The organism is Undibacterium sp. RTI2.2 (genome assembly GCF_035018705.1).
Taxonomy (GTDB): Bacteria; Pseudomonadota; Gammaproteobacteria; order Burkholderiales; family Burkholderiaceae_D; genus Undibacterium.
Genome location: NZ_JASJXN010000032.1, coordinates 25,753 through 52,323 on the forward strand (window position 1 = coordinate 25,753; position 26,571 = coordinate 52,323).

Annotated in this window: 30 protein-coding genes and 1 other RNA gene; 16 read left to right on the forward strand and 15 right to left on the reverse strand. The window is 47.1% G+C overall.

Annotation, left to right across the window (positions count from 1 at the left end):
• Positions 1–67 precede the first annotated feature (67 nt).
• The 4 genes from QN395_RS15820 to QN395_RS15835 all read left to right on the forward strand — a co-directional run bounded on the left by QN395_RS15820 (position 68) and on the right by QN395_RS15835 (position 1,723).
• Positions 68–286: a DUF904 domain-containing protein gene (locus QN395_RS15820; protein ID WP_322118062.1), complete on the forward strand. Its 219-nt coding sequence runs from the start codon at positions 68–70 to the stop codon at positions 284–286.
• A gap of 8 nt (positions 287–294) precedes the next feature.
• Positions 295–606, forward strand: a complete 312-nt coding sequence (locus QN395_RS15825) for a cell division protein ZapA (protein ID WP_322121523.1) — start codon at positions 295–297, stop codon at positions 604–606.
• 76 nt (positions 607–682) lie between these two features.
• A non-coding RNA gene (gene ssrS / locus QN395_RS15830) (6S RNA) lies at positions 683–861 on the forward strand.
• A 409-nt stretch (positions 862–1,270) separates the two neighbouring features.
• The gene (locus QN395_RS15835; RefSeq protein WP_322118063.1) at positions 1,271–1,723 is read left to right on the forward strand and encodes an EVE domain-containing protein; all 453 of its coding nucleotides are present in this window, start codon (positions 1,271–1,273) and stop codon (positions 1,721–1,723) included.
• 66 nt (positions 1,724–1,789) lie between these two features.
• Here QN395_RS15835 and lgt read toward each other — a convergent pair whose 3' ends face one another.
• The 3 genes from lgt to QN395_RS15850 all read right to left on the reverse strand — a co-directional run bounded on the left by lgt (position 1,790) and on the right by QN395_RS15850 (position 4,252).
• Complete coding sequence (gene lgt / locus QN395_RS15840; RefSeq protein WP_322118064.1) at positions 1,790–2,587, reverse strand: prolipoprotein diacylglyceryl transferase; 798 nt, start codon at positions 2,585–2,587, stop codon at positions 1,790–1,792.
• A 196-nt stretch (positions 2,588–2,783) separates the two neighbouring features.
• Positions 2,784–3,668, reverse strand: a complete 885-nt coding sequence (locus tag QN395_RS15845) for a LysR family transcriptional regulator (protein ID WP_322121524.1) — start codon at positions 3,666–3,668, stop codon at positions 2,784–2,786.
• A 359-nt stretch (positions 3,669–4,027) separates the two neighbouring features.
• Positions 4,028–4,252: a TIGR04438 family Trp-rich protein gene (locus QN395_RS15850; protein ID WP_322118065.1), complete on the reverse strand. Its 225-nt coding sequence runs from the start codon at positions 4,250–4,252 to the stop codon at positions 4,028–4,030.
• Between the two features lie 185 nt (positions 4,253–4,437).
• On the opposite strand from QN395_RS15850, the gene QN395_RS15855 reads away from it, so the two are divergent.
• Positions 4,438–4,710 (forward strand): c-type cytochrome, encoded by a 273-nt coding sequence (locus tag QN395_RS15855; protein ID WP_416200144.1) that lies wholly within the window; start codon positions 4,438–4,440, stop codon positions 4,708–4,710.
• Between the two features lie 217 nt (positions 4,711–4,927).
• On the opposite strand, the gene QN395_RS15860 is transcribed toward QN395_RS15855, so the two are convergent.
• A complete protein-coding gene (locus QN395_RS15860; RefSeq protein ID WP_322118066.1) occupies positions 4,928–6,073 on the reverse strand; it encodes a branched-chain amino acid ABC transporter substrate-binding protein in 1,146 nt (381 codons plus the stop codon).
• Positions 6,074–6,220: 147 nt separating this feature from the next.
• Between QN395_RS15860 and QN395_RS15865 the strand changes: the two genes are divergently transcribed.
• Both QN395_RS15865 and QN395_RS15870 read left to right on the forward strand, forming a co-directional pair.
• Positions 6,221–6,730, forward strand: a complete 510-nt coding sequence (locus tag QN395_RS15865; RefSeq protein ID WP_322118067.1) for an Lrp/AsnC family transcriptional regulator — start codon at positions 6,221–6,223, stop codon at positions 6,728–6,730.
• A 116-nt stretch (positions 6,731–6,846) separates the two neighbouring features.
• Positions 6,847–7,464 (forward strand): transporter, encoded by a 618-nt coding sequence (locus QN395_RS15870; RefSeq protein ID WP_323492716.1) that lies wholly within the window; start codon positions 6,847–6,849, stop codon positions 7,462–7,464.
• 204 nt (positions 7,465–7,668) lie between these two features.
• Here QN395_RS15870 and QN395_RS15875 read toward each other — a convergent pair whose 3' ends face one another.
• Both QN395_RS15875 and QN395_RS15880 read right to left on the reverse strand, forming a co-directional pair.
• On the reverse strand, positions 7,669–8,145 hold the full coding sequence (locus QN395_RS15875) for a peptidylprolyl isomerase (protein WP_322118068.1): 477 nt from the start codon (positions 8,143–8,145) through the stop codon (positions 7,669–7,671).
• A gap of 128 nt (positions 8,146–8,273) precedes the next feature.
• On the reverse strand, positions 8,274–9,281 hold the full coding sequence (locus tag QN395_RS15880; RefSeq protein WP_322118069.1) for an alpha/beta hydrolase family esterase: 1,008 nt from the start codon (positions 9,279–9,281) through the stop codon (positions 8,274–8,276).
• A gap of 290 nt (positions 9,282–9,571) precedes the next feature.
• On the opposite strand from QN395_RS15880, the gene QN395_RS15885 reads away from it, so the two are divergent.
• The 3 genes from QN395_RS15885 (at position 9,572) to QN395_RS15895 (ending at position 11,286) form a co-directional block, all read left to right on the forward strand.
• Positions 9,572–10,162: a helix-turn-helix domain-containing protein gene (locus tag QN395_RS15885; RefSeq protein WP_322118070.1), complete on the forward strand. Its 591-nt coding sequence runs from the start codon at positions 9,572–9,574 to the stop codon at positions 10,160–10,162.
• A gap of 95 nt (positions 10,163–10,257) precedes the next feature.
• Positions 10,258–10,815 carry a GNAT family N-acetyltransferase gene (locus QN395_RS15890; protein WP_322118071.1) on the forward strand — a complete coding sequence of 186 codons (558 nt, stop codon included), beginning with the start codon at positions 10,258–10,260 and terminating at the stop codon, positions 10,813–10,815.
• Positions 10,816–10,836: 21 nt separating this feature from the next.
• Positions 10,837–11,286 (forward strand): GNAT family N-acetyltransferase, encoded by a 450-nt coding sequence (locus tag QN395_RS15895; protein WP_322121527.1) that lies wholly within the window; start codon positions 10,837–10,839, stop codon positions 11,284–11,286.
• A 117-nt stretch (positions 11,287–11,403) separates the two neighbouring features.
• Here the strand turns inward: QN395_RS15895 and QN395_RS15900 are convergent, their stop codons facing one another.
• From QN395_RS15900 to cysS, 4 genes are all read right to left on the reverse strand, one after another.
• Positions 11,404–12,588, reverse strand: coding sequence for a patatin-like phospholipase family protein (locus tag QN395_RS15900; protein ID WP_323492717.1), 1,185 nt, complete (start codon positions 12,586–12,588; stop codon positions 11,404–11,406).
• A gap of 221 nt (positions 12,589–12,809) precedes the next feature.
• Positions 12,810–14,729: a molecular chaperone HtpG gene (gene htpG, locus QN395_RS15905; protein WP_322118073.1), complete on the reverse strand. Its 1,920-nt coding sequence runs from the start codon at positions 14,727–14,729 to the stop codon at positions 12,810–12,812.
• 372 nt (positions 14,730–15,101) lie between these two features.
• Positions 15,102–15,590, reverse strand: a complete 489-nt coding sequence (locus QN395_RS15910; RefSeq protein WP_322118074.1) for a hypothetical protein — start codon at positions 15,588–15,590, stop codon at positions 15,102–15,104.
• A 100-nt stretch (positions 15,591–15,690) separates the two neighbouring features.
• Positions 15,691–17,073 carry a cysteine--tRNA ligase gene (gene cysS / locus QN395_RS15915; protein WP_322118075.1) on the reverse strand — a complete coding sequence of 461 codons (1,383 nt, stop codon included), beginning with the start codon at positions 17,071–17,073 and terminating at the stop codon, positions 15,691–15,693.
• 117 nt (positions 17,074–17,190) lie between these two features.
• Here cysS and QN395_RS15920 point away from each other — a divergent pair, with 117 nt between their 5' ends.
• Positions 17,191–17,322, forward strand: coding sequence for a hypothetical protein (locus QN395_RS15920; RefSeq protein ID WP_322118076.1), 132 nt, complete (start codon positions 17,191–17,193; stop codon positions 17,320–17,322).
• 127 nt (positions 17,323–17,449) lie between these two features.
• On the opposite strand, the gene QN395_RS15925 is transcribed toward QN395_RS15920, so the two are convergent.
• Positions 17,450–18,061 (reverse strand): TetR/AcrR family transcriptional regulator, encoded by a 612-nt coding sequence (locus QN395_RS15925; RefSeq protein WP_322118077.1) that lies wholly within the window; start codon positions 18,059–18,061, stop codon positions 17,450–17,452.
• A 277-nt stretch (positions 18,062–18,338) separates the two neighbouring features.
• Here QN395_RS15925 and QN395_RS15930 point away from each other — a divergent pair, with 277 nt between their 5' ends.
• Positions 18,339–19,343, forward strand: a complete 1,005-nt coding sequence (locus tag QN395_RS15930) for an MBL fold metallo-hydrolase (protein WP_322121528.1) — start codon at positions 18,339–18,341, stop codon at positions 19,341–19,343.
• A gap of 6 nt (positions 19,344–19,349) precedes the next feature.
• Here QN395_RS15930 and QN395_RS15935 read toward each other — a convergent pair whose 3' ends face one another.
• Positions 19,350–20,858 (reverse strand): PLP-dependent aminotransferase family protein, encoded by a 1,509-nt coding sequence (locus QN395_RS15935; RefSeq protein WP_416200093.1) that lies wholly within the window; start codon positions 20,856–20,858, stop codon positions 19,350–19,352.
• Positions 20,859–20,996: 138 nt separating this feature from the next.
• On the opposite strand from QN395_RS15935, the gene QN395_RS15940 reads away from it, so the two are divergent.
• The 4 genes from QN395_RS15940 to QN395_RS15955 all read left to right on the forward strand — a co-directional run bounded on the left by QN395_RS15940 (position 20,997) and on the right by QN395_RS15955 (position 24,338).
• Positions 20,997–21,371, forward strand: coding sequence for a DUF2917 domain-containing protein (locus QN395_RS15940; protein ID WP_322118079.1), 375 nt, complete (start codon positions 20,997–20,999; stop codon positions 21,369–21,371).
• Between the two features lie 193 nt (positions 21,372–21,564).
• Positions 21,565–22,176: a LysE family translocator gene (locus QN395_RS15945; RefSeq protein WP_322118080.1), complete on the forward strand. Its 612-nt coding sequence runs from the start codon at positions 21,565–21,567 to the stop codon at positions 22,174–22,176.
• A 397-nt stretch (positions 22,177–22,573) separates the two neighbouring features.
• Positions 22,574–23,032, forward strand: coding sequence for a RidA family protein (locus QN395_RS15950; RefSeq protein ID WP_322118081.1), 459 nt, complete (start codon positions 22,574–22,576; stop codon positions 23,030–23,032).
• Positions 23,033–23,144: 112 nt separating this feature from the next.
• Positions 23,145–24,338, forward strand: a complete 1,194-nt coding sequence (locus tag QN395_RS15955) for a PLP-dependent aminotransferase family protein (protein WP_322118082.1) — start codon at positions 23,145–23,147, stop codon at positions 24,336–24,338.
• A gap of 105 nt (positions 24,339–24,443) precedes the next feature.
• Here QN395_RS15955 and ureG read toward each other — a convergent pair whose 3' ends face one another.
• The 3 genes from ureG to ureE all read right to left on the reverse strand — a co-directional run bounded on the left by ureG (position 24,444) and on the right by ureE (position 26,388).
• The gene (gene ureG, locus QN395_RS15960; protein WP_322121529.1) at positions 24,444–25,064 is read right to left on the reverse strand and encodes an urease accessory protein UreG; all 621 of its coding nucleotides are present in this window, start codon (positions 25,062–25,064) and stop codon (positions 24,444–24,446) included.
• A gap of 103 nt (positions 25,065–25,167) precedes the next feature.
• On the reverse strand, positions 25,168–25,860 hold the full coding sequence (locus QN395_RS15965; RefSeq protein WP_322121530.1) for an urease accessory protein UreF: 693 nt from the start codon (positions 25,858–25,860) through the stop codon (positions 25,168–25,170).
• Between the two features lie 15 nt (positions 25,861–25,875).
• Positions 25,876–26,388 carry an urease accessory protein UreE gene (gene ureE, locus QN395_RS15970; protein WP_322121531.1) on the reverse strand — a complete coding sequence of 171 codons (513 nt, stop codon included), beginning with the start codon at positions 26,386–26,388 and terminating at the stop codon, positions 25,876–25,878.
• Positions 26,389–26,571 lie beyond the last annotated feature (183 nt).

The window sequence follows — 26,571 nt, forward strand, 5'->3', positions numbered from 1 at the left end:
TAGTTGGTATTGTTTAGCCCGCGCTCTTTCCGCGTTTTTGCCATGTTTTTACCAACCTAGTGACGAGATGAATTCTGAATTTGAATTACTTGCTGAAAAAGTCGCACGGCTCGCAGAGCTGACCGATTTTTTACGCCTTGAGAACGCTGAGCTACGGCGCGATATCGTTGCTCTGACCGAAGAAAATGGTGAGATGCATCAACGTATGGATGAAGCACACGAACGCGTAACAGCTTTGCTCGCGCAATTACCAGTTGAGAACGATTCAGATAAGGATGCCGCATGAAAGACAATGTGATCCAGCTAGATGTCAGCATCATGGGACAAGCCTATAAGCTCAGCTGTAAAGAAGGTGAAGACAAAGCATTGCTAGCTGCAGTCGCTTACCTTAACGAAAAAATGTGCACCATCCGCGACGCCGCCAAGATTAAAGGTAACGACAGAATCGCAGTAATGGCAGCTTTGGGTGTTACGGCAGAATTGCTATCGACCAAATCGCCAGAGGGGCCTTTGTCTGGATTGTCGATTGCAGACGTCAAGCAAAAAATTAATCATATGCATGAGGTCTTGGACAAAGCACTAACACCCCAAGAAAATCTATTTTGAACCGTGCTTGTATTGGTTTAATCAATCAAAAAGAGTTAAAAAAAGCTGTACGACATCGCGGATAGGAGTAAACTTAAATTCCCTACCGTGTTCGCCAGTGCCATATATTCCTTGAACCATTTATGTGCACAGGCTGCGGGAATTGTTCGACAGGTGTGAGCGTCGCTAGTCCGATGAACCCGAAGTTGAACCGACTGTGGCCAACTTGAACCTCCTGGTTCAGGATGCCGGCATAGCGGCATTGGTGGGGACTTATTCCAGAGCACTTACAGCGTTTGCTGTGAGTGCTTTTTTATTGGGACTTACGCAAAACCGCCCCAAAGCGTTGCAGCGACTAGCCGTACTAATGTACTGTCATCGCTGTGCCTTGCCGGGACAATTTTGCGTAAGTCCTATTTGTTTGTAGGCTTGTTTTTTCGACGTTTGACTGAGCAAAGGTGATGCGAGCTTGTCTAACGGTGCAACGTCTTAGAAACTAATTTTCCTTTAGTATTGCTTGTCGTGTTGTGCCAATATCCACTTGGTCGGCTCTTAGATATCGTTAGGCCAAGATGCAACTAAGATGCTTTGGTATTTAATATACTCATATATGTATATTTTAATCGTCCAAGTAATCATTGGACGATAAGGCATTTTTTTAAAAATTTACGGGGAGTATATTGTTATGGCGTATTGGTTAATGAAGTCCGAGCCGGATGAAGTGAGCATTGATGACGCTTTATCTGCATCCTCGATAGCCTGGTTTGGCGTGCGAAATTACCAGGCACGTAACTTTATGCGTGATGCAATGAAGGTTGGTGATGGAGTACTGTTTTATCACTCCAGTTGCGCAGAGCCTGGTATTGCTGGGCTGGCTGAAGTTGCGAGCAGCGCGTATCCCGATCACACACAATTTGATCCGCAAAGTCATTATTTTGATCCCAAGGCGTCGCAAGAAAATCCGCGCTGGATGATGGTGGATATCCGGGCATTGCGCAAGACGCGTTTATTAAGCCTGGCAGAGCTACGCACTCATGGGGCCTTGGCAGATATGCTGGTACTACAGAAGGGGAGTCGTTTGTCGATCACGCCAGTGACTGCCGCAGAATGGGCAGTCATCATGAAGTTATTGGACTGAGCTTTTTAACGGCACTATCGTTTTCGATCAGAGATTAATCCTACGATAATGCCGTAATAATGTTACCTAGGCTTTAGCTGATTTTCTATATACAAACACCAGTATCACCAGTCCACCAATAATCATTGGTAGCGAAAGTATTTGTCCGGCAGAAATGGTCATGCCTGCTAGGTTCACTTGCCAATCCGGCGTACGGAAATACTCGGTAAAAAATCGTGCGCAGCCGTACAGCATTACAAACATTGCGCCGACAGCCAGAGGTGGCCGCGCTTTACGGGCATATATCCATAAAATAACAAACAGCAACAATCCATCCACTAAGGCCTGATAAATTGGCGACGGATGTACCAGGTGATCCACACCAGGCCATTGCATTGCCCAAGGTAAATCGGCTGAAGCAATCCGACCTGGTAGTTCGTGGTTGATAAAGTTGCCGATGCGCCCCGCAGCGTAGCCTAGCGGCACCAGCGGCGCGATGAAATCAAATACATTCACCAATGGTCGACCCACTTTGCGCGCCCAGAAGAACATCGCAATCAAAACGCCGATAAAGCCGCCGTGAAATGACATGCCGCCATGCCAGACCATCAGTATTTCTAAGGGATTGCTGATCAATTCACTTGGCCGGTAAAACAGAAATTCACCAATGCGCCCGCCCAGGACAACACCAAGCACGCCATAAAACAGCATGTCATCAATGTCTTCGTTTTTCCATCCCTGAGCTGCAATATGCGGTGAGCGAATGCGTACCCGGCCTAGCAAGACAAATTGTATAAACGCGACCAGATACATCAGTCCATACCAGTGTACAGAAACAGGTCCTAAATGGAATGCTACTGGATCTGGGTTGGGGTGAATCAGCATAGCTACTCTTTCGTTTGTAATAAGGTGAACCGAGATTTTTCATTAGACGCACCATAGGTGCTATTTGAGTGCTGGCGGCGCATTTACGGTCATTTTTTGATGCTCTTCGTTGCTCACGGCTAGCCATGAGCGCCTTAGTTACAACAAACTCACATCAAAACTGCCTCGAAAAGTGCATCTGCCATTAGCTCAAATCCTAACGGAAAATCTCGGTTAAAAAAGCCTGCAGCACGGGAGACGTATTATCTTTACGCCATGCCACGCCGATTTCTACCACATGGCTAGTTTGCGGCAGACTTAGGTAAGTCACACCGGGACGTTTTAAATTCGAGACAGATTGTGGCACAAGCGCGATGCCCATGCCAGCGGAGACTAAGCCGACGATGGTTTGCATTTGTATCGCTTCCTGACTAATTGCCGGGGTCAACCCGAGTTCTCGGAAGCAGCCAAGTATTAAGTCATGTAAAGCTGGCGCAATTTTGCGTGGAAAAATAATTAGAGGCAGATGCTGGTAATCCAATAGTGAGACGTCGTGTGTTTTTGTCGCAAAGCTTTCCGGTACTGCTAGTATCAACGGCTCGGACAAGACTTTTTGGTAGGCTAACAGATTACGCAAACGATCTGGTATCGGCGGGATGATCAGGCCAGCATCGATTTCACCTTTCTCCAGAGCGATTAATTGAACATCACTGGTTGCCTCTCGCAGTTCAATCTGCACAGCCGCATGACTTTGCCGGAATGTTCGCAGATAGGGTGGCAAGATGCTGTAGTCGGCGATAGACACAAATGCCAGCGACAAATGACCGCTAGCACCGGCGGCTGCGCGTTGTACTAGTGCGGGCAAGCCCTGTGCCTGCTGAAGTATGCGGCGTGCCTCTGGCAGCAGTGCTAGCCCGGCAGCGGTCAGCGCGATACTACGAGTGCTGCGGGTAAATAAAGCAGTGCCAAGAGTAGCTTCAAGCGCTTGTATAGTTTGTGACAGCGGTGGTTGCGTCATGTGTAATTTAGCCGCAGCTCGACCAAAATGCATTTCTTCTGCTACCGCGAGAAAATAACGTAGTTGTCGTAATTCCAGATTCATATGGACCGCATCTGATCGATGCATGAATCAGCTAATCTATAGATGGTTTCACGCAAATTGGTTAGGCTTGGTGGATAAAAATTAGTCAGGGATTTCAACAAGTTAAATGTTTTTTGCATTTGAGATTACGCTGAATCTGGTACAGACTGATGTACTGAACTTAACATACTCCCCCTTTTTTTAAGGAATAGTATCGATTGCCCAATAAATACCTTGACGATTAAAAGATATTACTAAAAGTATTTACGCAGTACAAGATTATTGGTGCGTCGACATCCCTGACCAATTCAAAAAAAACCTGGATAAAAGTTTATTTTATGCTTGAGAAAAGAAAGGTCTTAGTTAGGTGCGCAGACAGTTTATTTTTTCTTTTCAAACGTCCGCTTGACTCGTTCTTTTTTGATTTTTTCAAAATGCTGGTGATCTTTTCGCTTATCCAGTCCCAGGATACGTTCGAAATATTCAAACCATAAAAAAGCAAACACAGCTAGGCCGACTGGCCACCACCAAGAAATATTCGCTAAAAAGCCGACTTCTAAATATTTAAGTAAAAACAACAACGCAACTAGAATGATGAGAGGCATGATGGCTCCTTTTGCCAGATATTAGGAGTAATTTTACTTATGGTCAACCTTATGTTTAGCCGACACGTTCTATGCTGGACACAGCGTATCAAAATAAGCAAAACGCAGTAAAATGGAGCAACAAATTTTCTAACTTGGAGAAAGTAATGAACAAGTCTTTATTAGCGGTAAGTGCACTTTTTACGATGATGGTTTCTGGTGCGGCATTGGCCAATATGGAATTAGCAAAATCTAAAAACTGCATGGCTTGTCATGCTGTTGCTAATAAAGTTGTGGGTCCCGCTTACAAAGATGTCGCTAAAAAATATGCTGGCGACAAAACAGCAGAAGACACCTTGGTAAAAAAAGTGATTGCTGGTGGTAGTGGCGTCTGGGGAGCAGTTCCCATGCCAGCTAATCCACAGGTGTCTGAAGCTGAGGCACATACTTTAGTTAAGTGGGTTTTGTCGACCAAGTAATTTTGCCTGAGCCCTGAATATGACACAGGAGCGTTTTAAGATTAATATAATCCTAGTTTTACAAGTGGTTTAGATCATATTGCTTTATCAGTTTTTAATAATGTAACTGAGAAATAAAAAACGCTGCAAGCCTTTGAGGTTTGCAGCGTTTTTATTTGGTCGCATTTTTATGAAATAGACTGACGAATCAGCCTGTGCAAATCACGATAGCCTCGAATTATTTTACAACTTGCAGCAACTCACGCTTGCCGCCTTTGTATGTGTACAAAGTCAATGTACCGTCTTTGATATCGCCTTTAGCATCAAATTCGATGTCGCCAGTAATACCTTTGTGCTTGATTTTAGCCAGGAAAGGCAGGTACTTTGCTGGTTCTGCTGATTTAGCTTGTTGCATCGCATCAACCATCGTCATCACAGCATCGTATACATACGGTGCGTAGATTTGAACGTCCAGACCAAATTTCTTCTTGTAAGCTGCTTTCCAGTCATCCAACACTTTTTTCTGTGCATCTAAAACACCGCCGGCTTCTGCGCAGACAACTTGACCTTCGCCAATGCCGTCACCAGCCAGTTTCACTAAGTCAGTAGTACAGATACCATCGCCGCCCATGAACTTAGCAGTAATGCCAAGTGCTTTCATCTGACGCAACATCGGACCTGCAACTGCATCCATACCGCCGAAGAAAATCACATCTGGATTCTTCGCTTTGATTGTGGTCAGGATCGCGCTGAAATCAGTCGATTTGTCAGTCGTATGTTCAGTAACAACAACTTCAGCACCTTTGGCTTTAGCACCCTTCATGAACTCGGCCGCAACACCTTCGCCGTAGGCCGTTTTGTCATCGATGACAGCTACTTTTTTAGCTTTGTTAATTTGCACAGCGTAACGACCCAAAGTGCCACCCAATTGACCGTCATTAGCAACAACGCGGAACGCGCCTTTGTAGCCTTGTTGTGTGTATTTTGGATTTGTTGCAGATGGGGAGATTTGCGGGATGCCTGCGTCGTTGTAGATTTTAGAAGCTGGGATTGTCGTACCAGAGTTCAAGTGACCGATCACGCCATTTACTTTTGCATCGACCAATTTTTGTGCTACGGTTGTGCCTTGTTTTGGATCGGCAGCGTCATCTTCTGTCAGCAGTTCGAATTTAACTTTTTTGCCATCGATCATCGTGCCTTTAGCATTCAGTTCTTCGATCGCCATTTTGGCACCATTTTCATTGTCTTTACCCAAATGGGCAATCGCGCCGGAAATAGGGCCTACGTGACCGATTTTAATAACTTGTTCTTGAGCAGCCGCAGTACCAGCGAAGGCGAAAGCAATTGCGCCAGCCAGTGGAATCATTTTAATTTTGAACGACATGAACATACTCCTAAGGTTTAAAAAAAGTAGGACAACATTACTGCATCTCTGACTTATTCAGAAAACTGAATATGCAAAAGGTACAACAGAAAAATTAATAAGCAAAGCTATTTTCTTTTGTTTTTTCATAAATAAGACGATTTTTATATGCCTCAATATCGCTCACTCGACAAGGTTGATCGCAAGCTCTTGAACCTGTTACAGAAGGATAATCAGATACCTACCCGGGTTCTGGCAGACAAGCTCCATATCTCACAACCAACTTGCCTGCGGCGTATAAGAGAGTTGCGTGAGCTCGGCGTAATTAGTGCAGAAGTAGCTATGGTTGATCCATTTGCACTGGGATATGGCATGCTGGCTTTTTTAGAGGTATCGCTGATCAATCAGTCTGATGAGCATATGCAAGAATTTGAAGCGGGAATGAACAAAGAAGCTGAAGTGATGCAGTGTTATTTTGTGTCTGGCGAATACGATTACTTCCTGGTTATTCATGTTATTGACATGGATGCCTATTATCAGTTTGTACGTCGTGTTATTTCTGGTTCTGGCAATGTACGTCACTTCCACTCACGTTTTCCGATGAAGCGTGCCAAGTTTGCAACACGTATTACATTTGATGAGAAGATGCCTGAGTTGCCAGTTAAAGTAAGCAAATAATTCTTGTAACGAGTTGTTGCGTTTATGATTACGCCGATGATGAAGAGGTTACGCCGTACCGCCCCTCGGTATCGAGTCCAGCGCAATTACCATTTCCAGGACAATTAGAACTGGAATTGGGTCTGCTTAGCACCAAGCAAGATGGAACCAGACGAGATAGTTTGCCTTACCAATTAAAGCTGGCGTTTAATCCGCAATGGGGTGTGCTAGTCGGTGGCGAGGCCTTAGTCTCGTCTTTGGACGATCAGGGCAACCGTGAGCGCGGCTGGGGTGATACCACGCTAGTATTAAAGCGTGCCTTTTTGATGAATGACGACACTGCATTTGGACTGGAGTTTGGCGTCAAAGTCCTCACTGCTAAAAATACGATCGGTAATGGCAAAACAGATTACAGCGTGAATGGGATTTACAGTAAAGGCATCGGCAAACTGCATATAGACGCCAACCTAAATTTTACACGTTTGGGCTTGGTCGATCCCGGTACTGCCAGTACACAAACAGGTGTTTCAACATCGGCATCAATAGCCGTCACTGAAAATTGGGGTGTCACGGCAGAACTCAGTGGCACACGCAGACGCGGCACTGACGATACTGCCCAAGCTTTGGCTGCGTTAACCTACAGCCCGAGTAATAAACTGACGATTGATTTTGGTTTTGCTAAAGGTCTGAATAAGGCATCATCAGATTTATCTTTATTCACCGGATTGGTTATGCCGCTGGCAAAATTGTGGTGATATTTGAGTTGTTGAGACGTGTCAGTCAACGTGATGAAAATTGCGTCTAAATGAAGTCAATTCTTGTAGGGTGCTTGAGTGAGTTACGCGGACTAACCAATATCAGTTTAAGTTTTATCCATCGGTGCGCATGACGCACTTCACCGGAAATACAAACTAAAGCGGCAGCAGCGCGCTAAATTTAGTGATGCTGCCTCTCTAGTGTTAATGCTGATGCCCGTGATCGCCATGTACATGACCATGCATAATTTCTTCCGCGGTCGCTGCGCGTACTCCTAATACTTGCAAACCTACACTCAAGGATTTGCCCGCTAGCGGGTGATTGGCGTCGAGCATTACCTGATCGCCTTTGATTTTAAGTACGGTGTAAATGGTTTCCTCACCCGTGTCAGTATGTCCTTGCATAGACGCACCTACTTTGACACCAGGAGGGAAATCTTTCTTGGAAATTGTTCTCAGCAAACTTTCATCACGTAGACCAAAAGCATCTTCTGGCGCCAGATCCAGGGTGGCTTTAAAACCGACTTCCTGATCTTGCAAGGCAGCTTCTATTTTTGGCAGTAAATTGTCATAACCACCGTGCAAATAAGCGATCGGGGTTTTGCCGTTTTCAATGACTTTGCCGTTGATCTCGGCCACGGTAAAGCGCAGGGTGACGGCGGTGTCTTTATCAATTTTCATAAGATTTTTAGCGTAAGAATAGAAAGTGCAAGCATATTAACCGAAGTGACTACTTTGATGAAATCAGATCATGTGCAAATGGGTTTTTCCTCGTTAGCGTGAGATTTTTGTTTATCACTGAGCTCATTTTATTGCGTCAGCGATGATTGTCGTTCAAAAAAAGCCCAGATCATTGCGGTGCCATCCGGTGCCATAGGTGACGGCCCTAATAATCGCGGACGACGGAAGTAGGGTTGCGGCAGTCCATGCCCACCGCCTTGAATCGCAACCAGCTCTACTTCCACTTTAGTATCGTTACGCCATAAAAACTGTTCGACATTCACACCGTCTGCCGCTGTGCTCAGCTTCGTTACTGGTTTCCCGGTGAGGTGATTGAGGTCGGCAAAATATTGACCGGATTCTTGAGATGAGCGCACATTGCCACCCTTGTAAAACAAGCCCAGGAGGCTGGATTCTCCGCCATTGAACGGGACCAGCGGGTCCTTGGTGCCATTCATGATCATGACTGATATACCTGAATTACCGGACGCAAGTTGCTGGGCAGGCTGACATTTAAAATTCTCGGGTGACGGTACGTTTGCGGATACAGCTGCAATCGCGCGAAACCGGGACTGCGCCTCCAGCGCAAGGCGAATCGACATAAAACCACCAGACGAAACACCAGTTGCAAACACGCGATCTGGGTTGACATGAATCTCTGTGATCAGCTTGTCGGCCAGTGCGCTTAAAAAGCCAACGTCGTCTACCTCGCGCCCGTTTGCGCTGAAGTCACCAACTTTGCTACAGTCATTCCAGTCAAAACTGTAGGAGTTAGGGTAGACGACTGCGAAGCCATATTGGTCGGCGAGACGTTCATATCCATACCCGGTATCAATCCGAATTTGCGCGCCGTCTTCACCTGATCCGTGCATCACCATCACCAGCGGCGCTCCTTTTGCCAGCCCTTGCGGTACGTAGGTCAAGTATGTACGCTTGAGTCCACTCACTTCGATGGACTCCTTAGCCAGTGTGCCAGACAGCTTTGGAAGTTCTGGTTCAGGTGAGTAAATGAAGTAGCCAAATAGCAGACCAGCTATCGCTATCAATGCAATCAAACCCAAAAGACAAAACCCAAGAAAACGTAAGACACTTTTCATTAAAAAACCTCGGTAATAGAACGATTGCTGGATGACGTGGTGCTGATGTGAGCACGAACATTAACATGATCAATTGAGCTTGGATGTTACGGAACGTCCCGAGTTGCTGCTTTGATAGTCTTGTGTTGTTATTAATTCCTATGCTCAGATATCTTGTCGGGAATCTACGCATTTAACCCATTGCAGCGCAAAAATGCTTATCAAATAAATCGATTGACACAATATCCAATAAATTGGAAAATAAATCCATTATGAAAGAAATTAACCAAGATAATTAATCTACCCACACTATGCAAGACCAAAAAACTATTCAACCGCCGGACATTAATCAGCGCATTGCAAACCGACTGAGCAGCCTGCGGGCTGAGCGCGGTATGTCGCTCGATGCACTGGCGACCAAGTCGAACGTCAGTCGTTCTATGATCTCTTTGATTGAGCGCGGGGAGAGCAGTCCGACAGCGGTAGTCCTGGATAAATTGTCGTTTGGTCTGGGTGTCACGCTAGCCTCGTTTTTTGAAGAGCCGCAGCCTGATGCTAATCCACTAGTAAGGCGCGAGGAGCAATTACTGTGGATAGATCCACAGTCAGGTTATCGTCGCCGGAATATTTCACCGCCGCATTTCCGTTCGTCTATTCAGTTGGTTGAGGTGGAGTTTCCTGCCGGTGCGAGAGTGTCTTATGCAGCGGGTTTGCGTGAAGTCGGGATACATCAGCAGATCTGGGTACTGGATGGCTCGCTGGAAATTATTTGGGGTGATGTGCACCATCATCTGGAGAGCGGCGATTGTCTGGCGATGGATGAGAACAGTGCAATCGTTTATCAAAACACCAGTAACCGCCCGGTACGTTATGTCGTCGCGATTAATACCGCATCCATTTAAACATCGCCGCTTTCGGATGGAAATCTAATATTGATCTATCAGAATGTGCCTAACCATTTGACCAAATCATTTTTTGTTTATTTCGGGAGTCCAGGATGACCATAGACTATTCGACCTCGCCTCAATCGTCCTCTGAATATTCAATTCAGTTATTGCAGGCGCTCGATGATCATGAGGATATAGAAGCATTGTGCGATGTCTTGATCGATTGTGTCGAAGGCGGTGCCTCAGTTAGTTTTATGCAGCCCTTATCGCGCGCTAAGGCAGATGCATTCTGGCGGAACGTTGGTGCGAGTGTGACGCGTCAAGAGCGACTTTTGCTCGTGGCCAGAGAAGGCGCAGGTGCCATTATTGGAACAGTACAGGCAATATTGAGTCAGCCAGAAAACCAACCGCATCGCGGCGATATTTCTAAGTTACTGGTACATCGCCGGGCCCGTTCCCTTGGACTCGGTGCAGCTCTCATGAAGGCCGCAGAACAGGCAGCTCAGGCAGCAGGGAAAACGGTGTTGGTATTGGATACGGCAACAGGTGGTGGCGCAGAGTCTTTATATGAGCGGCTTGGCTGGCAGATGTGCGGGCGTATTCCAGACTATGCCTTATGGCCGCAAGGCGGGTTGTGCTCCACCACCATTTATTCCAAATCAATTTAAGCGATATTTCTTTTGTTTACCATGAACGTGGAGTCGCCTGATCAGGCTGACGTGCTCACTCTGATTGCTGAACTTGATGCATACCAGCACAGTCTTTATCCGGCAGAAAGCGTCTATTCGCTCGACTTGACTGCGGTCTCTGCGCTGCAACTTATCTGCATTGTTGCCCGCGATTTGGACCAACGCGCGGTCGCCTGCGGTGCGCTTGTTTTGGCGCCAGAATATGGGGAGATCAAGCGTATGTATGTGCATCCCACTCAGCGGGGACAAGGTTTGGCTAAACGATTGCTACATTCGCTTGAGGCAGCTGCCTATAAAGCAGGGTGTCGGCAAGTGATGCTGGAAACCGGCCCACGGCACACAGAAGCTTTGCGTCTTTATGCTCAGGCTGGGTTTGTAGTATGTGGTCGGTTTGGAAACTATCGCGACGACCCTCTAAGCGTGTTTATGTGCAAGGATCTCGTCGCCTGAGAATTAGACCAACAATGCAAAAACATTACGATCAAAGATAAGATCACATTCAGCTAACCTTACCTCTGCTCTTAGATATTCGTTGTTGGCGACCCTGTCGATATCAGTAGTGGGCACTCATTCTTGCGGTAACTCGTGAATAATCAGCCCGGTATGTTGTGCCGGCGGCTGTAGCCAGGATTTGTGACGCAGAGCTCTCTCTGCATCATGCAGTCCTGCCTGCCAGCGGTTTTGTATTGTCTCTGTACTGAAGTCGATATCTTTAAAATACTGATCGTGTTCTTGCGCCTTCATCACCAGATGTACGACATTGATTGTGTGATCGCAGCCCAGTTTCATCAAGGCTTGTATTTCCGGTTTTTTGCGTTCCGCTGCAGAGAGTTTTTCAGATAAACCGCGTATTGCTTTTTGCAGATTCTGCAGTTGGCGACGGGTTGCTAGTTGTTCTTTTGAGCGACTGGCGTATTGAATATTTTTGTACCGTGCCAATGCTTCTGCCATCGTCTTCGGCGCTGCTTCACTTGGGTCCCACAGGTCAACCATAAAGCAAAGCGCATCGCGTTGTAGTGCTCCATCCAGCAAAACCTCTAATGGTGTATTGGAGTAGATGCCGCCGTCCCAATACATTTTTCCGTCGATTTCTACCGGCGGAAAACCCGGTGGCAACGCGCCGCTCGCCATGATGTGTTCTGGTCCTATTTTTTGTTTCTTGCTATCGAAGGTCGTCATCTGGCCGCCGGTAATTTCTACCGCGCAAATACTGATACGTATTGGGCTTTTATTCAGATAGTGAAAATCGATATTTTTCTCTAGCGTCTTTTTGAGAGGCGACGTGTCATAAAAACTGTTTTGGCCTATGTCTACGGCGGCATTCATATCCCAACCAGCACCAACCCGTGGCTTAAAAAATCCAGGAACACCATTGGTCAAAGTGTTCATCGTCTCATTAGAACTGGTCCAGCTGCTCCAGGTATTAGCGATACCCCATTGTTGCAAGAAAGGGGTGAATACCGACCAGGGTTGGTTAGACGCCAATGGCGGTGCCAGGCTTTCCCAAAAGGCCCGTAATTGTTGAACCCGCTTCTCTGGAGGATTGCCGGCAATCAGCGCGCAATTGATCGCGCCGATAGAAGTGCCAATCAGCCAGTCGAGCTGAATATCGTTTTGATGAAGCTGCTCAAAAACACCCGCTTGGTAGGCACCCAAAGCACCTCCACCTTGGAGAATCAGAACGTTTTCTTGTGTAGTCATGGCAATTGGGAGTTTTTGTTGCGATGCAGTGATATTACCTGTAATGCTCATTTTTTGCGGCGCTTGTAGCGAGAAATTACAAATTAAAACGAGGGGTGCTTGGTCTTTCAAGCTTTACAGTTTCTTTACATTTCACGCATGCTCAGCACAAAACAACAAGCCCACCAAATTGGCGGGCTTGTTATGGGCTACTTTTTTAGAAGTAGTTGACTGAAACTAATCAAATAGTCATCTGACGTAAAAACTTGAAGTAAAAACCTGAGGTAAAAAACCTAAGCTGCTACGTTCAACAGCATTTCATTGAGACGTTTTACAAAACTGCTTGGATCTGCCAGTGATCCACCTTCTGCCAGCATTGCCTGATCAAACAGGATATTGGCCCAGTCGTCAAACTTCTTCTCTTCGTACTTTAAACGTTGTACTAACGGATGATCTGGATTGACTTCAAGAATCGGTTTTGATTCCGGTGCTGCCTGGCCTGCTGCTTTCAGCATGCGCATCAAGTTGCCGGATAACTCGTTGTCGTCCGCTACCAGACAAGCAGGGGAGTCGGTCAGACGGAAAGTCACGCGTACATCTTTGGCTTTATCTGCCAGCGCGGTTTTCATCTTCTCAACCAGATCCTTGAACTGCGTTTCGGTCTCTTCGTGCTGTTTTTTCTCAGCTTCATCTTCGAGTGTGCCGAGGTTCAGGTCGCCTTTGGCAACGGAGACTAATTCTTTACCTTCAAAATCACTTAAGAAGGACAGCATCCATTCATCAACGCGGTCAGTCAGCAATAGAACTTCCACACCTTTTTTGCGGAAAATTTCTAAATGAGGACTATTTTTCGCAGCGCCGTAATTGTCGGCAGTAACGTAGTAAATCTTTTCCTGACCTTCTTTAACCCGGCTCAGATAATCAGCTAAAGATACCGTCTGTGCATCGCTGTCGTTGTGGGTAGAAGCAAAACGTAGCAGTTTAGCGATACGTTCTTTGTTGCCCGCATCTTCGCCTATACCTTCTTTGAGTACCTGACCAAACTCGGTCCAGAAGCTAGCGTATTTATCTTTCTTCGCTTGTGAATCACCATCACCTTCTGCATTTGCCAAATCTTCCAGCATGCCTAATACACGCTTGGTCGATCCTTCACGAATCGCTTTGATGTCACGGCTTTCCTGCAAAATTTCACGCGAGACATTCAGTGGCAAGTCATTGGAATCAATCACACCTTTAACAAAGCGCAGGTAGACCGGCATCAACTGTTCGGCATCGTCCATGATGAAGACGCGTTTGACATATAGCTTGATACCGCCGCGTTTGTTACGATCCCACATGTCGAACGGTGCACGGGCAGGGATGTACAGCAATTGCGTGTATTCGCTGCGACCTTCCACACGGTTATGCGTGTGGGTCAGCGGGGCGCTGTAATCGTGTGAAATATGTTTATAGAACTCATCATATTGCTCAGGCTTGATGTCGCTCTTGCTGCGTGCCCACAAAGCGCTGGCCTGATTGATTGTTTCGAGTTCGTCTTTAGTAACTTGTTCTTTTTTCTCTTCGTCCCACTCTTCTTTTTGCATCAAGATCGGCAAAGAGATATGGTCGGAGTAAGTACGGATTACCGACTTGAGTTTCCATGAAGAGAGGAAATCATCTTCACCTTCGCGCAGATGCAAAGTGATTGAAGTGCCACGATCGGCTTTCGTAATATCTTCTACACTAAAGTCGCCAGCGCCTTCAGATTCCCAGCGTACGCCAGCGTCGGCGGCAGTGCCAGCACGACGTGATTCAACGGTGATTTTGTCCGCAACGATAAAGCCAGAGTAGAAACCCACACCAAATTGGCCAATCATAGCAGCATCTTTTTGCTGGTCGCCAGACAGTTTGCCAAAGAATTCTTTCGTGCCTGACTTGGCAATGGTACCTAGATGCGCAATGGCTTCTTCGCGTGTCATACCGATGCCGTTGTCGGCGATGGTGATGGTGCGTGCAGCTTTATCGAAGCTGACTTTGATCTTGAGCTCAGGATCACTTTCATACAAGGCGGCATTGTTGATCGCCTCAAAACGCAGCTTGTCGGCAGCATCAGATGCGTTAGAGATCAATTCGCGCAAGAAAATTTCCTTGTTGGAATACAGCGAGTGGATCATCAATTGCAGCAGTTGTTTGACTTCGGCTTGGAAGCCCATTGTTTGTTTTTGGTCGGACATAATTCCCTCTTACTATTTTTTATGAGTTTAGGACTTTACAAAATTACCCTGGCGACCTCATACAGCATCGCCTGACGATCTGCTCATACCGATTTTGTCAGGGCGATTTTGTGCAAGTCCCGACTTGATGAAATCCATAAAGATTTTGCTTGGCAGTTATGCGGCTAAGTTGGGATATTTCAAGATGTTGATTGCAGCTAATTTATATACTGGGTAGTAGTACAAGGTAAATTAGCCTTATTGTCCAATTATTCTCTGGACAATTAAAAATACTCCCCATTTTTTTAATTATTGTTCTAATTAAGCGAATTAGAGAGTTTAGATGGAAAAGACAAAAATAGATGCTGAACGTGGGATGTCGTGGCGATTTGTTTAAAACCGGAGTTCCAGTTTTTCATATGGTTTAATCTGCGACCATATCGCGTTTAGCTCCACTGCTTGCTGGAATAAGGTGTGTGCCAAACTCTCCGCCGGTACTGCTGGCGCCTCAATATTGCGTGCCTCAGCCGCAGTTTGCAGCCCATAAGCAAACGCGTCGTGATCAAAATTGCCGCTCCAGAGTTGTGTCTGCAATGCCTCAACAATCGCCTCGGCTTGCACTGCGCCCCGTTCAACATCCCGGCGCTGAGTGTCGTGGGTCAGCTCCATGACAAACTGTGCATCGGCACCTTGCGCTACCAGACTTAAAAAACCGTCACTGAGTTTCAGCCCGGTTTCCACCACAAAATGCACCAGATCATGCGGCAGCACACCTTGGCGCGGCATCTCGATTTCACTAACAGAGCTATCTTGCCGGATGAACCTTAGCAAATCCGATTTTTCCGAGGGCGGGCGCTTGGTCGCAGTAAGAAGCATGGTCATATCTAAATTAATCCGTTCGTAGCGCTCTCACCAGAACGGTGATGGTGAAAACCCTAGCATCAGTCAATTGAATCAACTACTTAATTATACTGACGAGCGGTCAACTGCCGTTTCTAGGTTTTATCTTCATCCCATCTGCTTTATCTTCCACCTCATACCCCAATGTATGCAAGGCTGCGCGCAGCCGGTCCGCTTCTACCCAGTTCTTTGTAGTGCGGGCAATTTGACGTTGCTCTGCCAGCGCAGTTACCTCGGCGGGTATGGTGAGTATCGCTGGTTTCCACTCCGCCAATCCCAATCCGAGGACAAGATCAAATTGATCGAGAGTCGCTTTTTTATCTGCGTCGTTCAAATCCGATTTGAGAACTTCCCACACCACGACCAGTGCTTTGGGGAGATTCAGGTCTTGATTGATTTCAGTCTGGAAGCGGGTCACATAATTGCTATCAGCCGCGCCACCTTCAGGTAATGCAAAGTAAGTATCGCGCAATCTGCCCAACGCTGTTTGAGCTGCTTCCAATGCATCCCAGCTAAAATTCATCTGGCTGCGATAGTGTGCTGACAAGCATAAAAACCGGTATGCCAGCGGATCAATCTCCTGGTCAATCAGAGTTTGCAGACGCAAAAAATCGCCGCTGGATTTAGACATTTTTCCTGCATCGATTTGCAAAAAATAGCCATGCATCCAGTAGTTAGCAAGACGGGTGCCGTGGCAGGCTTGGTTCTGTGCAATCTCGTTGCTGTGATGAATCGCGATGTGATCTTCTCCGCCGCAATGGATGTCAAACCACGGTTCCAGATATTTGCTAGCCATCGCAGAGCACTCAATATGCCAGCCTGGAAAACCACGTCCCCAAGGGCTATCCCATTCCATCTGACGCTGTTCATTTGCCGGACTGAATTTCCATAGCGCGAAATCGGTGGGGTGTTTTTTTTCACCCAGATCAACACGGATGCCGGCTTCAATACCGTCTCGATTGAGTCGTGCCAGGTAGCCGTAATCATCTTGTTTGGATGTGTCGAAATATACGCCGTCGCTGGTGGTGTAGGTGTAGCCTTTTTGTTCTATGGTGGCAATAAAGTCGATTTGCTCGGCGATATGATCAGTTGCCTTGCACCAGATGGTAGGGGGCAGCATATTCAGGCTGAGCAAGTCGGCTTTGAACGCGCTAGTAAATTTTTCCGCAATGTTCCAGGCAGATTCTCCCACTTTGCGGCTGCCTTTTTCCATTTTGTCTTCGCCATCATCCGCATCGGATACTAGATGACCAACGTCAGTGATGTTGATGACATGACGGACCTGGTGACCGTTAAATTCTAAGGTGCGACGTAAAATATCTTCAAACAAATAAGTGCGTAAATTACCGATATGCGCATAGTCATACACGGTAGGTCCGCAGCAATACAGACCAACCCAATCCTGGCGCAGTGGAGTAAATTGGCGAAGCTGACGCTCCCAGTTGTCATAGAGATAGAGATGCATAGTGAGTATAAAAAATCGAAAATAAACAGCAGACGTACACCATGATTGCTACAGCTAAAAAACGGTGAATTTTTGGAGTGGTTGTGACTAGATCAGGATCAACAGCGACAACAAAGCTTGTCACTGCATATGTGTGTACATGACAAGCTGAGTGCGACAAGCAACCGGCGCGCTGTTGCGGATGCGCAGATGGAAGTAGAGGCGTTTGTCATCGTATTGAATGTGGCTTGCACGGGTAGCTTTGAGTGATCGATAAAAATGAAATGGCAAGCAGGATAAAACCAAGGCATGAATTTATCACACAATTTGATTGCGTTGATGTGAGTGGACGGCTCGTACTGACTGCTGAGCTAATAAACAACGCTGTTGCAAGATTTTAAGACTGACCCAAATAAGCCAAAAACATATCCACCGCAGCCTCTACGATTTGCACTTGAGCAGCCTTATCCAAAGGCGCTTGACCCATGGTGATTTGCGGCCAGAATGCGAAGGTTTTTAATTGACCTTGTAGCAGGTGGGCTGCAAATATAGGATCGGCCGGTTTGAGTTTGCCATCGGCTTGCGCTGCTCTGATCCAGCCTGTGACGCCTTCTTCTTTTTCCCCTAATTTTGCGACCATCTCTTGTGCGCGGTCTGGCGCGTGGATGGTGGCCGCAATAGCGACACGTGCCAACGCGATAAAGTGCTCATCATTGAGCATCTGCATTTTTTCTTGCATCAAGTCGATTAGCTGATCACGCAAGGAGATGTCGGTGCGATAAACCACCTCGCGCTGGCTGGCGCTGTTTTGCCATAGCTGTAATAAGATCGCAGCGAACAGATCATCTTTGCTGGGGAAATGGTTATAAACCGTGCGCTTAGAAACCTCGGCGCTGGCGGCGATTTTATCCATGCTGGTGGCTTCAAAACCGTGAGTTCGGAATTCGATAATAGCGGCTTGCAAGATCGCTTCGCGCTTGCGGTCGGTAAGGCGTTTTGGACTTGGCATGGCGGTAATGTAGCGTTGAGGTCAAATTGTGGCAAAAAGAGAATTAAATTATTTTACACTAGGTAGTTTACTTTTTAAGAATTTAAAACTACACTGTGTAGTGTAATTATTGGTATGCGTAGGGTTTTGCCGATAATTTCGGTTCGATGTAATGGTTTGTACTTTCGATTTTATTTTGCTTACAGGACATCTGATTATGGCAATTGGCACATTTCCGGCGAACGGCTCAAGTAAGGCAGGGTTAAACACTGTTGGCACTGAGAATACTCAAGATAAGATGCGCTATCTGCGGCATGAGGACGGCAAGTATCGAAATCCAGTACAGATACAAAGGACCAGCTTTTTCAAAACATTGCAAATCGCCTTGACCTTCCTTTTTAATAAACCAGCCAATACCATACCGGCAGGACAAATCCCTGTACAAACTCTGACGAGTGAACAGTTACTAGCCGCGCCGGATCAATCTTTATTCCGCCTTGGTCATTCCACTTTATTACTAAAACTGCGCGGTGAGTTTTGGCTGACTGATCCTGTATTTTCCGAGCGGGCATCACCGTTCCAGTGGATGGGTCCAAAACGTTTCCATCAGCCACCGATCAGTATTGCGGATCTGCCGCCGATCAAGGGCGTGATTTTGTCGCACGATCATTATGATCATCTGGACTATGCTGCAGTGTTACAACTGGCCGACAAAGTCGAACACTTCTTAACGCCGCTAGGTGTGGGTGATACCTTAATTAAATGGGGTATCGCCGCCAGTAAAGTACAGCAACTGGATTGGTGGCAAAGCACCACTGTTGACGGGATTGAATTGACGGCGACGCCAGCACAACATTTTTCCGGTCGCGGTCTCAACGATGGCAATCAAACTCTTTGGGCGTCTTGGGTAATCCGTGAAACCCATGGCGAGGCCGAGCAGAATCTCAAGCTGTTTTTTAGTGGTGACAGTGGTTATTTTGACGGCTTTAAACAGATCGGCGATAAGTTCGGTCCCTTCGATCTGACTATGATAGAAACCGGCGCCTACAATCACCAGTGGCCAGATGTCCACATGCAGCCTGAGCAGACTTTGCAGGCGCATCTGGACTTACGCGGTAAACATTTGCTGCCGGTTCATAATGGCACGTTTGATCTGTCGCTACATGTCTGGCATGAGCCGTTTGATCGTATTACAGCCTTGGCTGAGGCGCGGAATGTTCCTATCAGCACACCGCAAATGGGGGAGCCACTCAGCATGAGCAAGCCACATGCAGGTGAGGCCTGGTGGATATCAGCGAAATAGGGTCTATTACTTAATTTCTTTCTCTAAAAACGCCCACACATCAGGATCAGACATCGCAGCAATGTTGATGCGCATCTTGGTGGAGGGCAGTTGATTGGGGGAGAACAAGCTACCGGGTGCTAGCAGAAAACCTTGCTCCATTGCCTTCTCGGTCAGTACATTGGTATCGCAGCCGGTATCAGTCCACAAAAACATACCGGCAGGTGTGCGGTAATCAACTTTCATCCCGAGATTTTCTACCCGCTTAGTCACATCATCCCGAACAGAATCTAGTTTGACGCGGATGCGGTCGACATGTTTGCGGTAGTGACCTTCCGACAAAATTTTATACACGACACGCTCACCGATTTCTGTCGTAGTCAGCGTGGATAACATCTTACGGTCAGACAAGCGCACGGCTAATTCATGTGAGGTGGCGATAAATCCTACGCGCAGATTGGCAGCGAGAGTTTTAGAAAATCCACCCAGATAAATCACACGGTTTAATTGGTCTAAGGCGGCAATGCGGGTCGCCGCTTGTACCGCGGGACCGGGATGCATGTCGCAGTAAATATCATCTTCCACCACCATAAAATCATGTTCTTCTGCCGTCTTCAATACCTGAAATGCCTTGGCCGCCGACAGGGACGTGGAGGTCGGATTATGCATGACAGAATTAATGATATAGAGCTTGGGCTTATGCAGCGCCGCCAGCTCGGCTAGCTTGACCACATCGGGACCGTCATGCAAGCGTGGTATGCCAATCACTTTGGCACCCAAAATCGCAAATGAGGCAAACATCAAAAACCAGGCGGGATCATCGACAAAAATCGTGTCGCCGGGGCGGGTAAATTCGCGTGCCACCAAATCCAGCGCCTGCGTCACGCCGGTCGTCATGATGATTTGCTCTGGTGCTGCGGCGATTTCCAGTTCAGCTAATTTCAGTTGCAGTTGCTGGCGCAGCGGTAAAAATCCCTGTGGCGTACCGTAGTGTAAAAGCAGGTTTTGATTGAGACGGCTGATCGCACGCAAGCCGTTGGCGACCAGTTCACCATCCAGCCAGTCATGCGGTAGCAGACCGGCGCCCGGCATTTTTTGCGGCGGCAATTGGCGGAACATATTCCGCACCAGCCACACCACATCGAGTTGTTGCCCTGATGGCAAAGCCTCTGCGGCATTATGAGCGTTATTGCTGTTGATCATCGACGCACGCTCACGCACAAAAAAGCCCGAGCCGCGACGTGATTCCAGATAACCCTTGGCGACCAGTCGGTCGTAAGCCTCAACCACTGTAAAGCGAGATACGCGCTGTTCGTCCGCAAACTGCCGGATCGACGGCATCCGCGCACCGGTGCGTAGCAATTTGTCGTCGATACGGGTAGCAACGTTACGGACAATTTGCTCGACCAGAGAGCCGCCAGAATCGCGCGAAACTATGCTTCGATTTGTGCTTCCGATTGTGCTCACATTTGTGCCTCGGTTCTTGTCGCCACTCGTACTGCCATTTGTATCGCTATTCCTGCTACCGTTAATCATAGGATGCCTGCCAATCAGATAGGTGTATCGGGAAAAAGACCGTAACAGTGCGTGAATTATCGTTTTTATTGTACTGGTACTGTATTGGTTTTTGCGGCTAGGATAGCACAACTCCTACACCAATCCGCAAGGAATGCTATGAAAATTCTCACCGCCAATACATTACTGACGCTACCACCAAATGGCTTGTTATCTGTGTCTGCCGAATCGGCGCTGTGCTTGCAAATCGAATGCGGTTTGGTGTGGATTACGATCGAGAATGATGCCTATGATTACTGGTTATCGAAAGGGCAGAGTTTGATGATACCGCCGCTGAAACGAGTGGTAATTGAGGCAGATCGTCAAGCTAGTGAGATCCAAATTTGTCCTGTTATCGAAAATAGCTTGCCTGAGCAAACGCCCTTAACTCATCAGAGTTCAGGCTTGGTCTTGAGTAAACAGTTTGAGCCTGCAGTGTCCTTCCGGCGCACCGATGACGCAATCAGGGCGGAAACAATTTGCGACCCGCGGTGAGATTGGGGGAGTTGCGAGATGAAGCGGTATGCATAGCGCCCCCCGACGATGCTGAAAATATTTGCCTTATACCCATAAAGAAAAAAGTAAAAAATAGGGGAGTATATGAATAAATATACCTTATTGTCCAAATAATCATTGGACATTAAAAATTACACCCCTCTAGTATATTTTATTGAATAGGAAGTCCGTGATGCCGTTTGCTCAAATACAATTTGCTGAAGTGCTGGCTTTTACCACCTTTGCCTGGATCGCTTCTTTTACGCCTGGCCCTAATGTGGCAATCGCTGCAACCACTGGTGTTAATCATGGACTGCGTGCCGCCTTACCACAGGTGGCGGGTGTGCCAATCGGCTTTGTGGTGCTGATGTGGGTGGTCGGTTTGGGCGGCATCGCTATTTTGCAAGCCAGCCCCTATCTGGTCTGGGGTATGAAGCTGGCGGGTATTGCTTATCTTTTGTACCTGGCTTTTAAGCTGTGTTTCTCACGCCAGTTGTCGTCCAGCGATGCGATTAAACCTTTAAGTCTTCCGCAAGCTGCATTGTTTCAGATCGTCAACCCCAAAGCATGGATGATGCTGGTTGCCGCGACCTCAACTTATGCCATAGGGCATGCTGATTTTGTTGTCCGTATGGCTTGGATGAGTCTGGGATTTACCATTCCGAGTGCGCTGAGTATTCTCGCTTGGGCATGGATGGGGCAAAGTTTGCGCAACTGGTTGCTAGTCGGTAATCGTCTGAGAAATTTTAATCTCGTGATGGGATTGGCATTAGCGTTGACGGCGATGTGGATGCTGACTTTATAAGTGATGACGCAGTCGATGATGTCAGTGACGATATAAGCGACGATATAAGCGACGATATAAGCGACGAATTCTCGCCCAATACCAATTGGCTGGCAGCGATAGCGTTATTGGCAATCGGCAGACCGATGAAGAATCATCGGTAGTCGTGTTGAAAAGAGACAGGCCTCCAAATTAAATCAAGCGGATCGTCTGTAATTGGGGGTGTTAATCGGGTGATGAGGGGCTTACAATGGAGGTCTGTCAGTGAAAACAATTGTTCCGCTTCACTCTATAAAATCAGGCACTTGCCTTGGTTCTCATTAGCAATTTCATCAGGTAGTTTAGTTATTGCCGAGATTGCTTTTTGCATTACATTGCACCGAGTCAGGCATACGCCACAACTTTTTTGGAAATCACCATGTCGTTTTACGAAAAACTCCAAGCTTTGAATATTGAGTTACCAGCAGTCGCTGTGCCGGCCGCTGCGTATGTTATGTATGCACAAACTGGTAACACTGTGTTTTTATCCGGTCATATCGCAAAAAAAGACGGCAAGGTATGGGTCGGCCAATTGGGCAAAAATATTAGTACGGAAGAAGGCAAAGCTGCTGCGCGTGCGGTGGCGATTGATTTGATTGCTACCCTGCAAGCAGCTTGTGGTGGCGACCTGAATCGCGTTAAACGGATTGTAAAAGTCATGAGTCTGGTCAATTCCACAGGCGACTTTACAGAACAGCATTTAGTCACAAACGGCGCGTCAGAATTGTTTGGTGAGATTTTTGGTGAACAAGGCAAGCATGCCCGTTCCGCTTTCGGCGTAGCACAAATCCCGATGGGCGCTTGCGTTGAAATTGAATTGATTGCTGAGATTGCCTAGTTGGATCAACTCAAAATTACCTTAAGTGATTCAGATTAATTTAGAGTAATGCAGACAATTGACCGATTATAAAAACAGTACAACATAAAAATACAGAGTGAATGAGACCAGTATGAAACTTGAAAATCCTAGCCCCATGCAGTGGAAATTTTCTGAGCGTGCAGAGCAGTTGCAAGGCTCCGTGATCCGTGAAATTTTGAAAGTCACGATGCGTCCAGAAGTGATTTCTTTTGCCGGTGGTTTGCCGTCACCAGAGACGTTTCCAATCGACCGTATGCGGGCAGCGTTTGATCTGGTTTTATCCAAGCAAGGAAAGTCGGCATTGCAATACGGACCGACCGATGGCTATGCGCCTTTGCGTCAATTCATCGCGGATTCTTTGTCCAACGATGTGACTAAAATTTCGCCAGAACAGATTTTGATGGTCTCGGGTTCACAACAAGGTCTGGATTTGCTCGGTAAAGTGTTGATCGACAAGGGTAGCAAGATCTTGGTCGAGACACCGACTTACCTCGGTGCTTTGCAGGCGTTTTCTTTGTACCAGCCTGAGTATGTTTCTGTGGATGGTGATGTGCATGGTTTGTTGCCGTCGTCAGTTGCGGCAAAAGGACAGGGCGCGCGTTTATTGTATGCCTTGCCTAATTTCCAGAATCCGACCGGTTTGACGTTGTCAGTTGAACGTCGCTATAAGTTGGTCGACACCTGCGCACGTCTGGGTTTGCCTTTGATTGAAGATAATCCGTATGGCGATTTATGTTACAGCGGTGAGCCTTTACCAAAAATGCTGACGATGAATCCCGATGGCGTGATCTACATGGGTTCGTTCTCCAAAATCCTTACGCCTGGTATTCGTCTCGGTTATGTCGTCGGTCCGGCGCCGTTGATCCGTAAATTAGAGCAAGCAAAACAGGCCGCCGATTTACATACATCGACATTAACTCAGATGGTCGTGTATGAAGTAATCAAAGATGGTTTCCTGGGTGAGCATATTCCAACGATCCGTAGCTTTTACTCCGGTCAATGCGATGTGATGCTGGCCGCGATGACAAAGCATTTTCCAGTCAGCGTGACATGGACGCGTCCAGAGGGTGGTATGTTTATCTGGGTGACCTTGCCTGCGCACGTCAATAGCAAACAGTTATTGGATGAAGCGATTGCGCAGAATGTGGCATTCGTTCCTGGTGCGCCGTTTTATGCAGATAATCCGGCCACAAATACCTTGCGTTTGAGCTTTGTGACCGTATCGCCAGAGCGGATTAATGAAGGGATTGAGAAGTTGGGTAAATTGATTCAGTCTAAGTTGTAATCTGAATCCAAGGTAAAAAAATGAGCCACATCGGCTCATTTTTTTTTGCGACTGAATAAGTCACGGTTTTACTATTTGGTCATATTAATTACCTTGTCAAGGTATTCAATTTTTAAACAAACCCTCCCTGCAAATAAACTCCCTTATTTGCGTCACCCCATCACCCGTTTTTAAATTTGTAAAAATAAACGGACGATCACCACGCATACGTTTGGCGTCTTGCGCCATGATGTCTAAGTTGGCTCCGACATGCGGCGCCAAGTCTGTTTTATTAATGATCAACAGGTCAGAGCGGGTTATGCCAGGGCCTCCTTTTCGCGGGATTTTCTCCCCACCAGCGACGTCGATGACATAGATCGTTAAGTCAGACAATTCGGGGCTAAAAGTTGCGGCCAGATTATCACCGCCAGATTCCACCAGAATTAAATCTAGGTTAGGGAAATCAGCGCACATTCGTGAGATTGCTTCCAGATTGATGGACGCATCTTCGCGGATCGCTGTGTGTGGACAGCCGCCGGTTTCTACGCCCATCAAACGTTCTGCCGGTAAGGCATCTGCGCGTAACAGGATTTCCATATCTTCTTTGGTGTAGATGTCGTTAGTGATGACCGCCATCTCGTAGTCGTCACGCATGGCCTTACATAACATTTCACACAGTGCCGTTTTGCCCGAACCTACCGGGCCGCCGATGCCGACGCGCAATGGATTTGATGCTTGTGCACTTATTTTTGAATTGGTTTGCGTGTTGATTTGAGTACTGATTTGGGTATTGAAATCGGAATTCATATGGACTCTCAAAAATTTAAATTCGGTAAGTATGATGTTGGCGTTAGGAGCGATATAGACGGCTATATTGCACTTCATGTTGCATCGATAGCAGAGATAATCCTGGCGCCCAGCTGGATAATTCATCGTCGTTCAGAGTTTGCGCGGTTTTTGCCGCCGCCTCTAATGCCTCAGTCAAACTGAGTAACAGGGCTTGTCCCGCGACTTGTCCCAGTGGCACGGATTTGACGCACACTAGCACCTGATTTTCTGCCCATGAAAATAACATGCCGAGTAATGCTGCCTCGGCAGGTACTTTCAACGCAACCGCACTGCAAGCTAATGCAGTCGGAAAGGGTACTTCGGCCAGACTTTGCAAACACGCAAGCAATGCCGGATCAACTTGGCTATCGTCCAGTTTTAAATCTACCAATAGCTTGCCGAGTGAATAGCCCATTTGTACTGTCTCCGCCCGAAATTCTGCAGTATCTCGCGCGGCTAAAAACCGTTCTGTCCACAGACTGACCGCAGCCTGATCGCGTTTTTCAAAAGCGTGCAGCAGTCGCCACAAAATCGGCGCTTCAAAACAGGCTAGCACCTCGACTAATTGCTGCGATATCCATAGTCTGGCAGTGGCTGAATTTTTCACCAGACCTTGTTCAATCGCACTCTCTAAGCCTTGAGAATAGCTATATGCGCCAACCGGCAGAGAAGGGCTGGCCAGTTGCAGCAAGTGCAGCAATGCAGTGGTTTGTATCATTAGCTGGCAGTGTTAGTTTTTGTCAGAGGGACGATGTATTTTTTGACGTAGCGGGATAGGTGCAAGTGGATTGTTCGGATGACCGTCGTCGCCATGATGATGACCACCGCCATAGGCACCGGCTTCTGGCTCAAATGCAGCAAGTTCTTCCTCTACCTGAGCGCCCAAACCTTCTAACATCTCTTTAAGTACATTGTCGTGACGGATACGTAAAAAACCATCACCAACCTGAGCTTGTGTGTGCCGGTTACCTAAATGGAACGCACAGCGCAACAAAGCCTGGGCCGAATCGCAAACGACTTTATAAGTCGGTTCTGCCGCAGCGACGATTTTGACGACGAAGCCGTCTTCGCTAGTGATCAGATCGCCATCGCGCAAGACGCTACCACGCACCGTGAGTAAGGCAATATCCTCGCCTGAAGTGAGGGTAGCGCGAAAGCGACTTTTTTCGCGTATCTGAAAAGGTAAAACTAATTCGCCATCGATATGATCTGTGTGTTGAATTTTTGTGTGCAGGGTACGCATGAGTTTGCTATAACGAAAGCTGGGATGTTTTTCGGTGCGCATGTTTTTTGCATTGCGCTTCTATAGTGCTATTGTGTTCGTGTTTCATCAAAATATTTTATAAAAACAGAGGTTCTTGCAAAACGAAACACCGGAGAGTAATTTTATTGCGAGAAGCGCAAAATAGATGAGAAAGGAGCGGCC

What these genes read in the sequence shown, in the direction of transcription:
- QN395_RS15860 (WP_322118066.1), bottom strand. Translation starts at nt 6,073, where the DNA reads ATGTCGTTCAAAATTAAAATGATTCCACTGGCTGGCGCAATTGCTTTC.
- QN395_RS15820 (WP_322118062.1), top strand. Translation starts at nt 68, where the DNA reads ATGAATTCTGAATTTGAATTACTTGCTGAAAAAGTCGCACGGCTCGCA.
- lgt (WP_322118064.1), bottom strand. Translation starts at nt 2,587, where the DNA reads ATGCTGATTCACCCCAACCCAGATCCAGTAGCATTCCATTTAGGACCT.
- QN395_RS15935 (WP_416200093.1), bottom strand. Translation starts at nt 20,858, where the DNA reads ATGATTAACGGTAGCAGGAATAGCGATACAAATGGCAGTACGAGTGGC.
- QN395_RS15955 (WP_322118082.1), top strand. Translation starts at nt 23,145, where the DNA reads ATGAAACTTGAAAATCCTAGCCCCATGCAGTGGAAATTTTCTGAGCGT.
- QN395_RS15875 (WP_322118068.1), bottom strand. Translation starts at nt 8,145, where the DNA reads ATGAAAATTGATAAAGACACCGCCGTCACCCTGCGCTTTACCGTGGCC.
- QN395_RS15950 (WP_322118081.1), top strand. Translation starts at nt 22,574, where the DNA reads ATGTCGTTTTACGAAAAACTCCAAGCTTTGAATATTGAGTTACCAGCA.
- QN395_RS15930 (WP_322121528.1), top strand. Translation starts at nt 18,339, where the DNA reads ATGCGCTATCTGCGGCATGAGGACGGCAAGTATCGAAATCCAGTACAG.
- QN395_RS15880 (WP_322118069.1), bottom strand. Translation starts at nt 9,281, where the DNA reads ATGAAAAGTGTCTTACGTTTTCTTGGGTTTTGTCTTTTGGGTTTGATT.
- QN395_RS15910 (WP_322118074.1), bottom strand. Translation starts at nt 15,590, where the DNA reads ATGACCATGCTTCTTACTGCGACCAAGCGCCCGCCCTCGGAAAAATCG.
- QN395_RS15890 (WP_322118071.1), top strand. Translation starts at nt 10,258, where the DNA reads ATGACCATAGACTATTCGACCTCGCCTCAATCGTCCTCTGAATATTCA.
- QN395_RS15835 (WP_322118063.1), top strand. Translation starts at nt 1,271, where the DNA reads ATGGCGTATTGGTTAATGAAGTCCGAGCCGGATGAAGTGAGCATTGAT.
- cysS (WP_322118075.1), bottom strand. Translation starts at nt 17,073, where the DNA reads ATGCATCTCTATCTCTATGACAACTGGGAGCGTCAGCTTCGCCAATTT.
- QN395_RS15925 (WP_322118077.1), bottom strand. Translation starts at nt 18,061, where the DNA reads ATGCCAAGTCCAAAACGCCTTACCGACCGCAAGCGCGAAGCGATCTTG.
- QN395_RS15895 (WP_322121527.1), top strand. Translation starts at nt 10,837, where the DNA reads ATGAACGTGGAGTCGCCTGATCAGGCTGACGTGCTCACTCTGATTGCT.
- ureE (WP_322121531.1), bottom strand. Translation starts at nt 26,388, where the DNA reads ATGCGTACCCTGCACACAAAAATTCAACACACAGATCATATCGATGGC.
- QN395_RS15855 (WP_416200144.1), top strand. Translation starts at nt 4,438, where the DNA reads ATGATGGTTTCTGGTGCGGCATTGGCCAATATGGAATTAGCAAAATCT.
- htpG (WP_322118073.1), bottom strand. Translation starts at nt 14,729, where the DNA reads ATGTCCGACCAAAAACAAACAATGGGCTTCCAAGCCGAAGTCAAACAA.
- QN395_RS15885 (WP_322118070.1), top strand. Translation starts at nt 9,572, where the DNA reads ATGCAAGACCAAAAAACTATTCAACCGCCGGACATTAATCAGCGCATT.
- QN395_RS15940 (WP_322118079.1), top strand. Translation starts at nt 20,997, where the DNA reads ATGAAAATTCTCACCGCCAATACATTACTGACGCTACCACCAAATGGC.
- QN395_RS15865 (WP_322118067.1), top strand. Translation starts at nt 6,221, where the DNA reads ATGCCTCAATATCGCTCACTCGACAAGGTTGATCGCAAGCTCTTGAAC.
- QN395_RS15850 (WP_322118065.1), bottom strand. Translation starts at nt 4,252, where the DNA reads ATGCCTCTCATCATTCTAGTTGCGTTGTTGTTTTTACTTAAATATTTA.
- QN395_RS15845 (WP_322121524.1), bottom strand. Translation starts at nt 3,668, where the DNA reads ATGAATCTGGAATTACGACAACTACGTTATTTTCTCGCGGTAGCAGAA.
- QN395_RS15900 (WP_323492717.1), bottom strand. Translation starts at nt 12,588, where the DNA reads ATGAGCATTACAGGTAATATCACTGCATCGCAACAAAAACTCCCAATT.
- QN395_RS15945 (WP_322118080.1), top strand. Translation starts at nt 21,565, where the DNA reads ATGCCGTTTGCTCAAATACAATTTGCTGAAGTGCTGGCTTTTACCACC.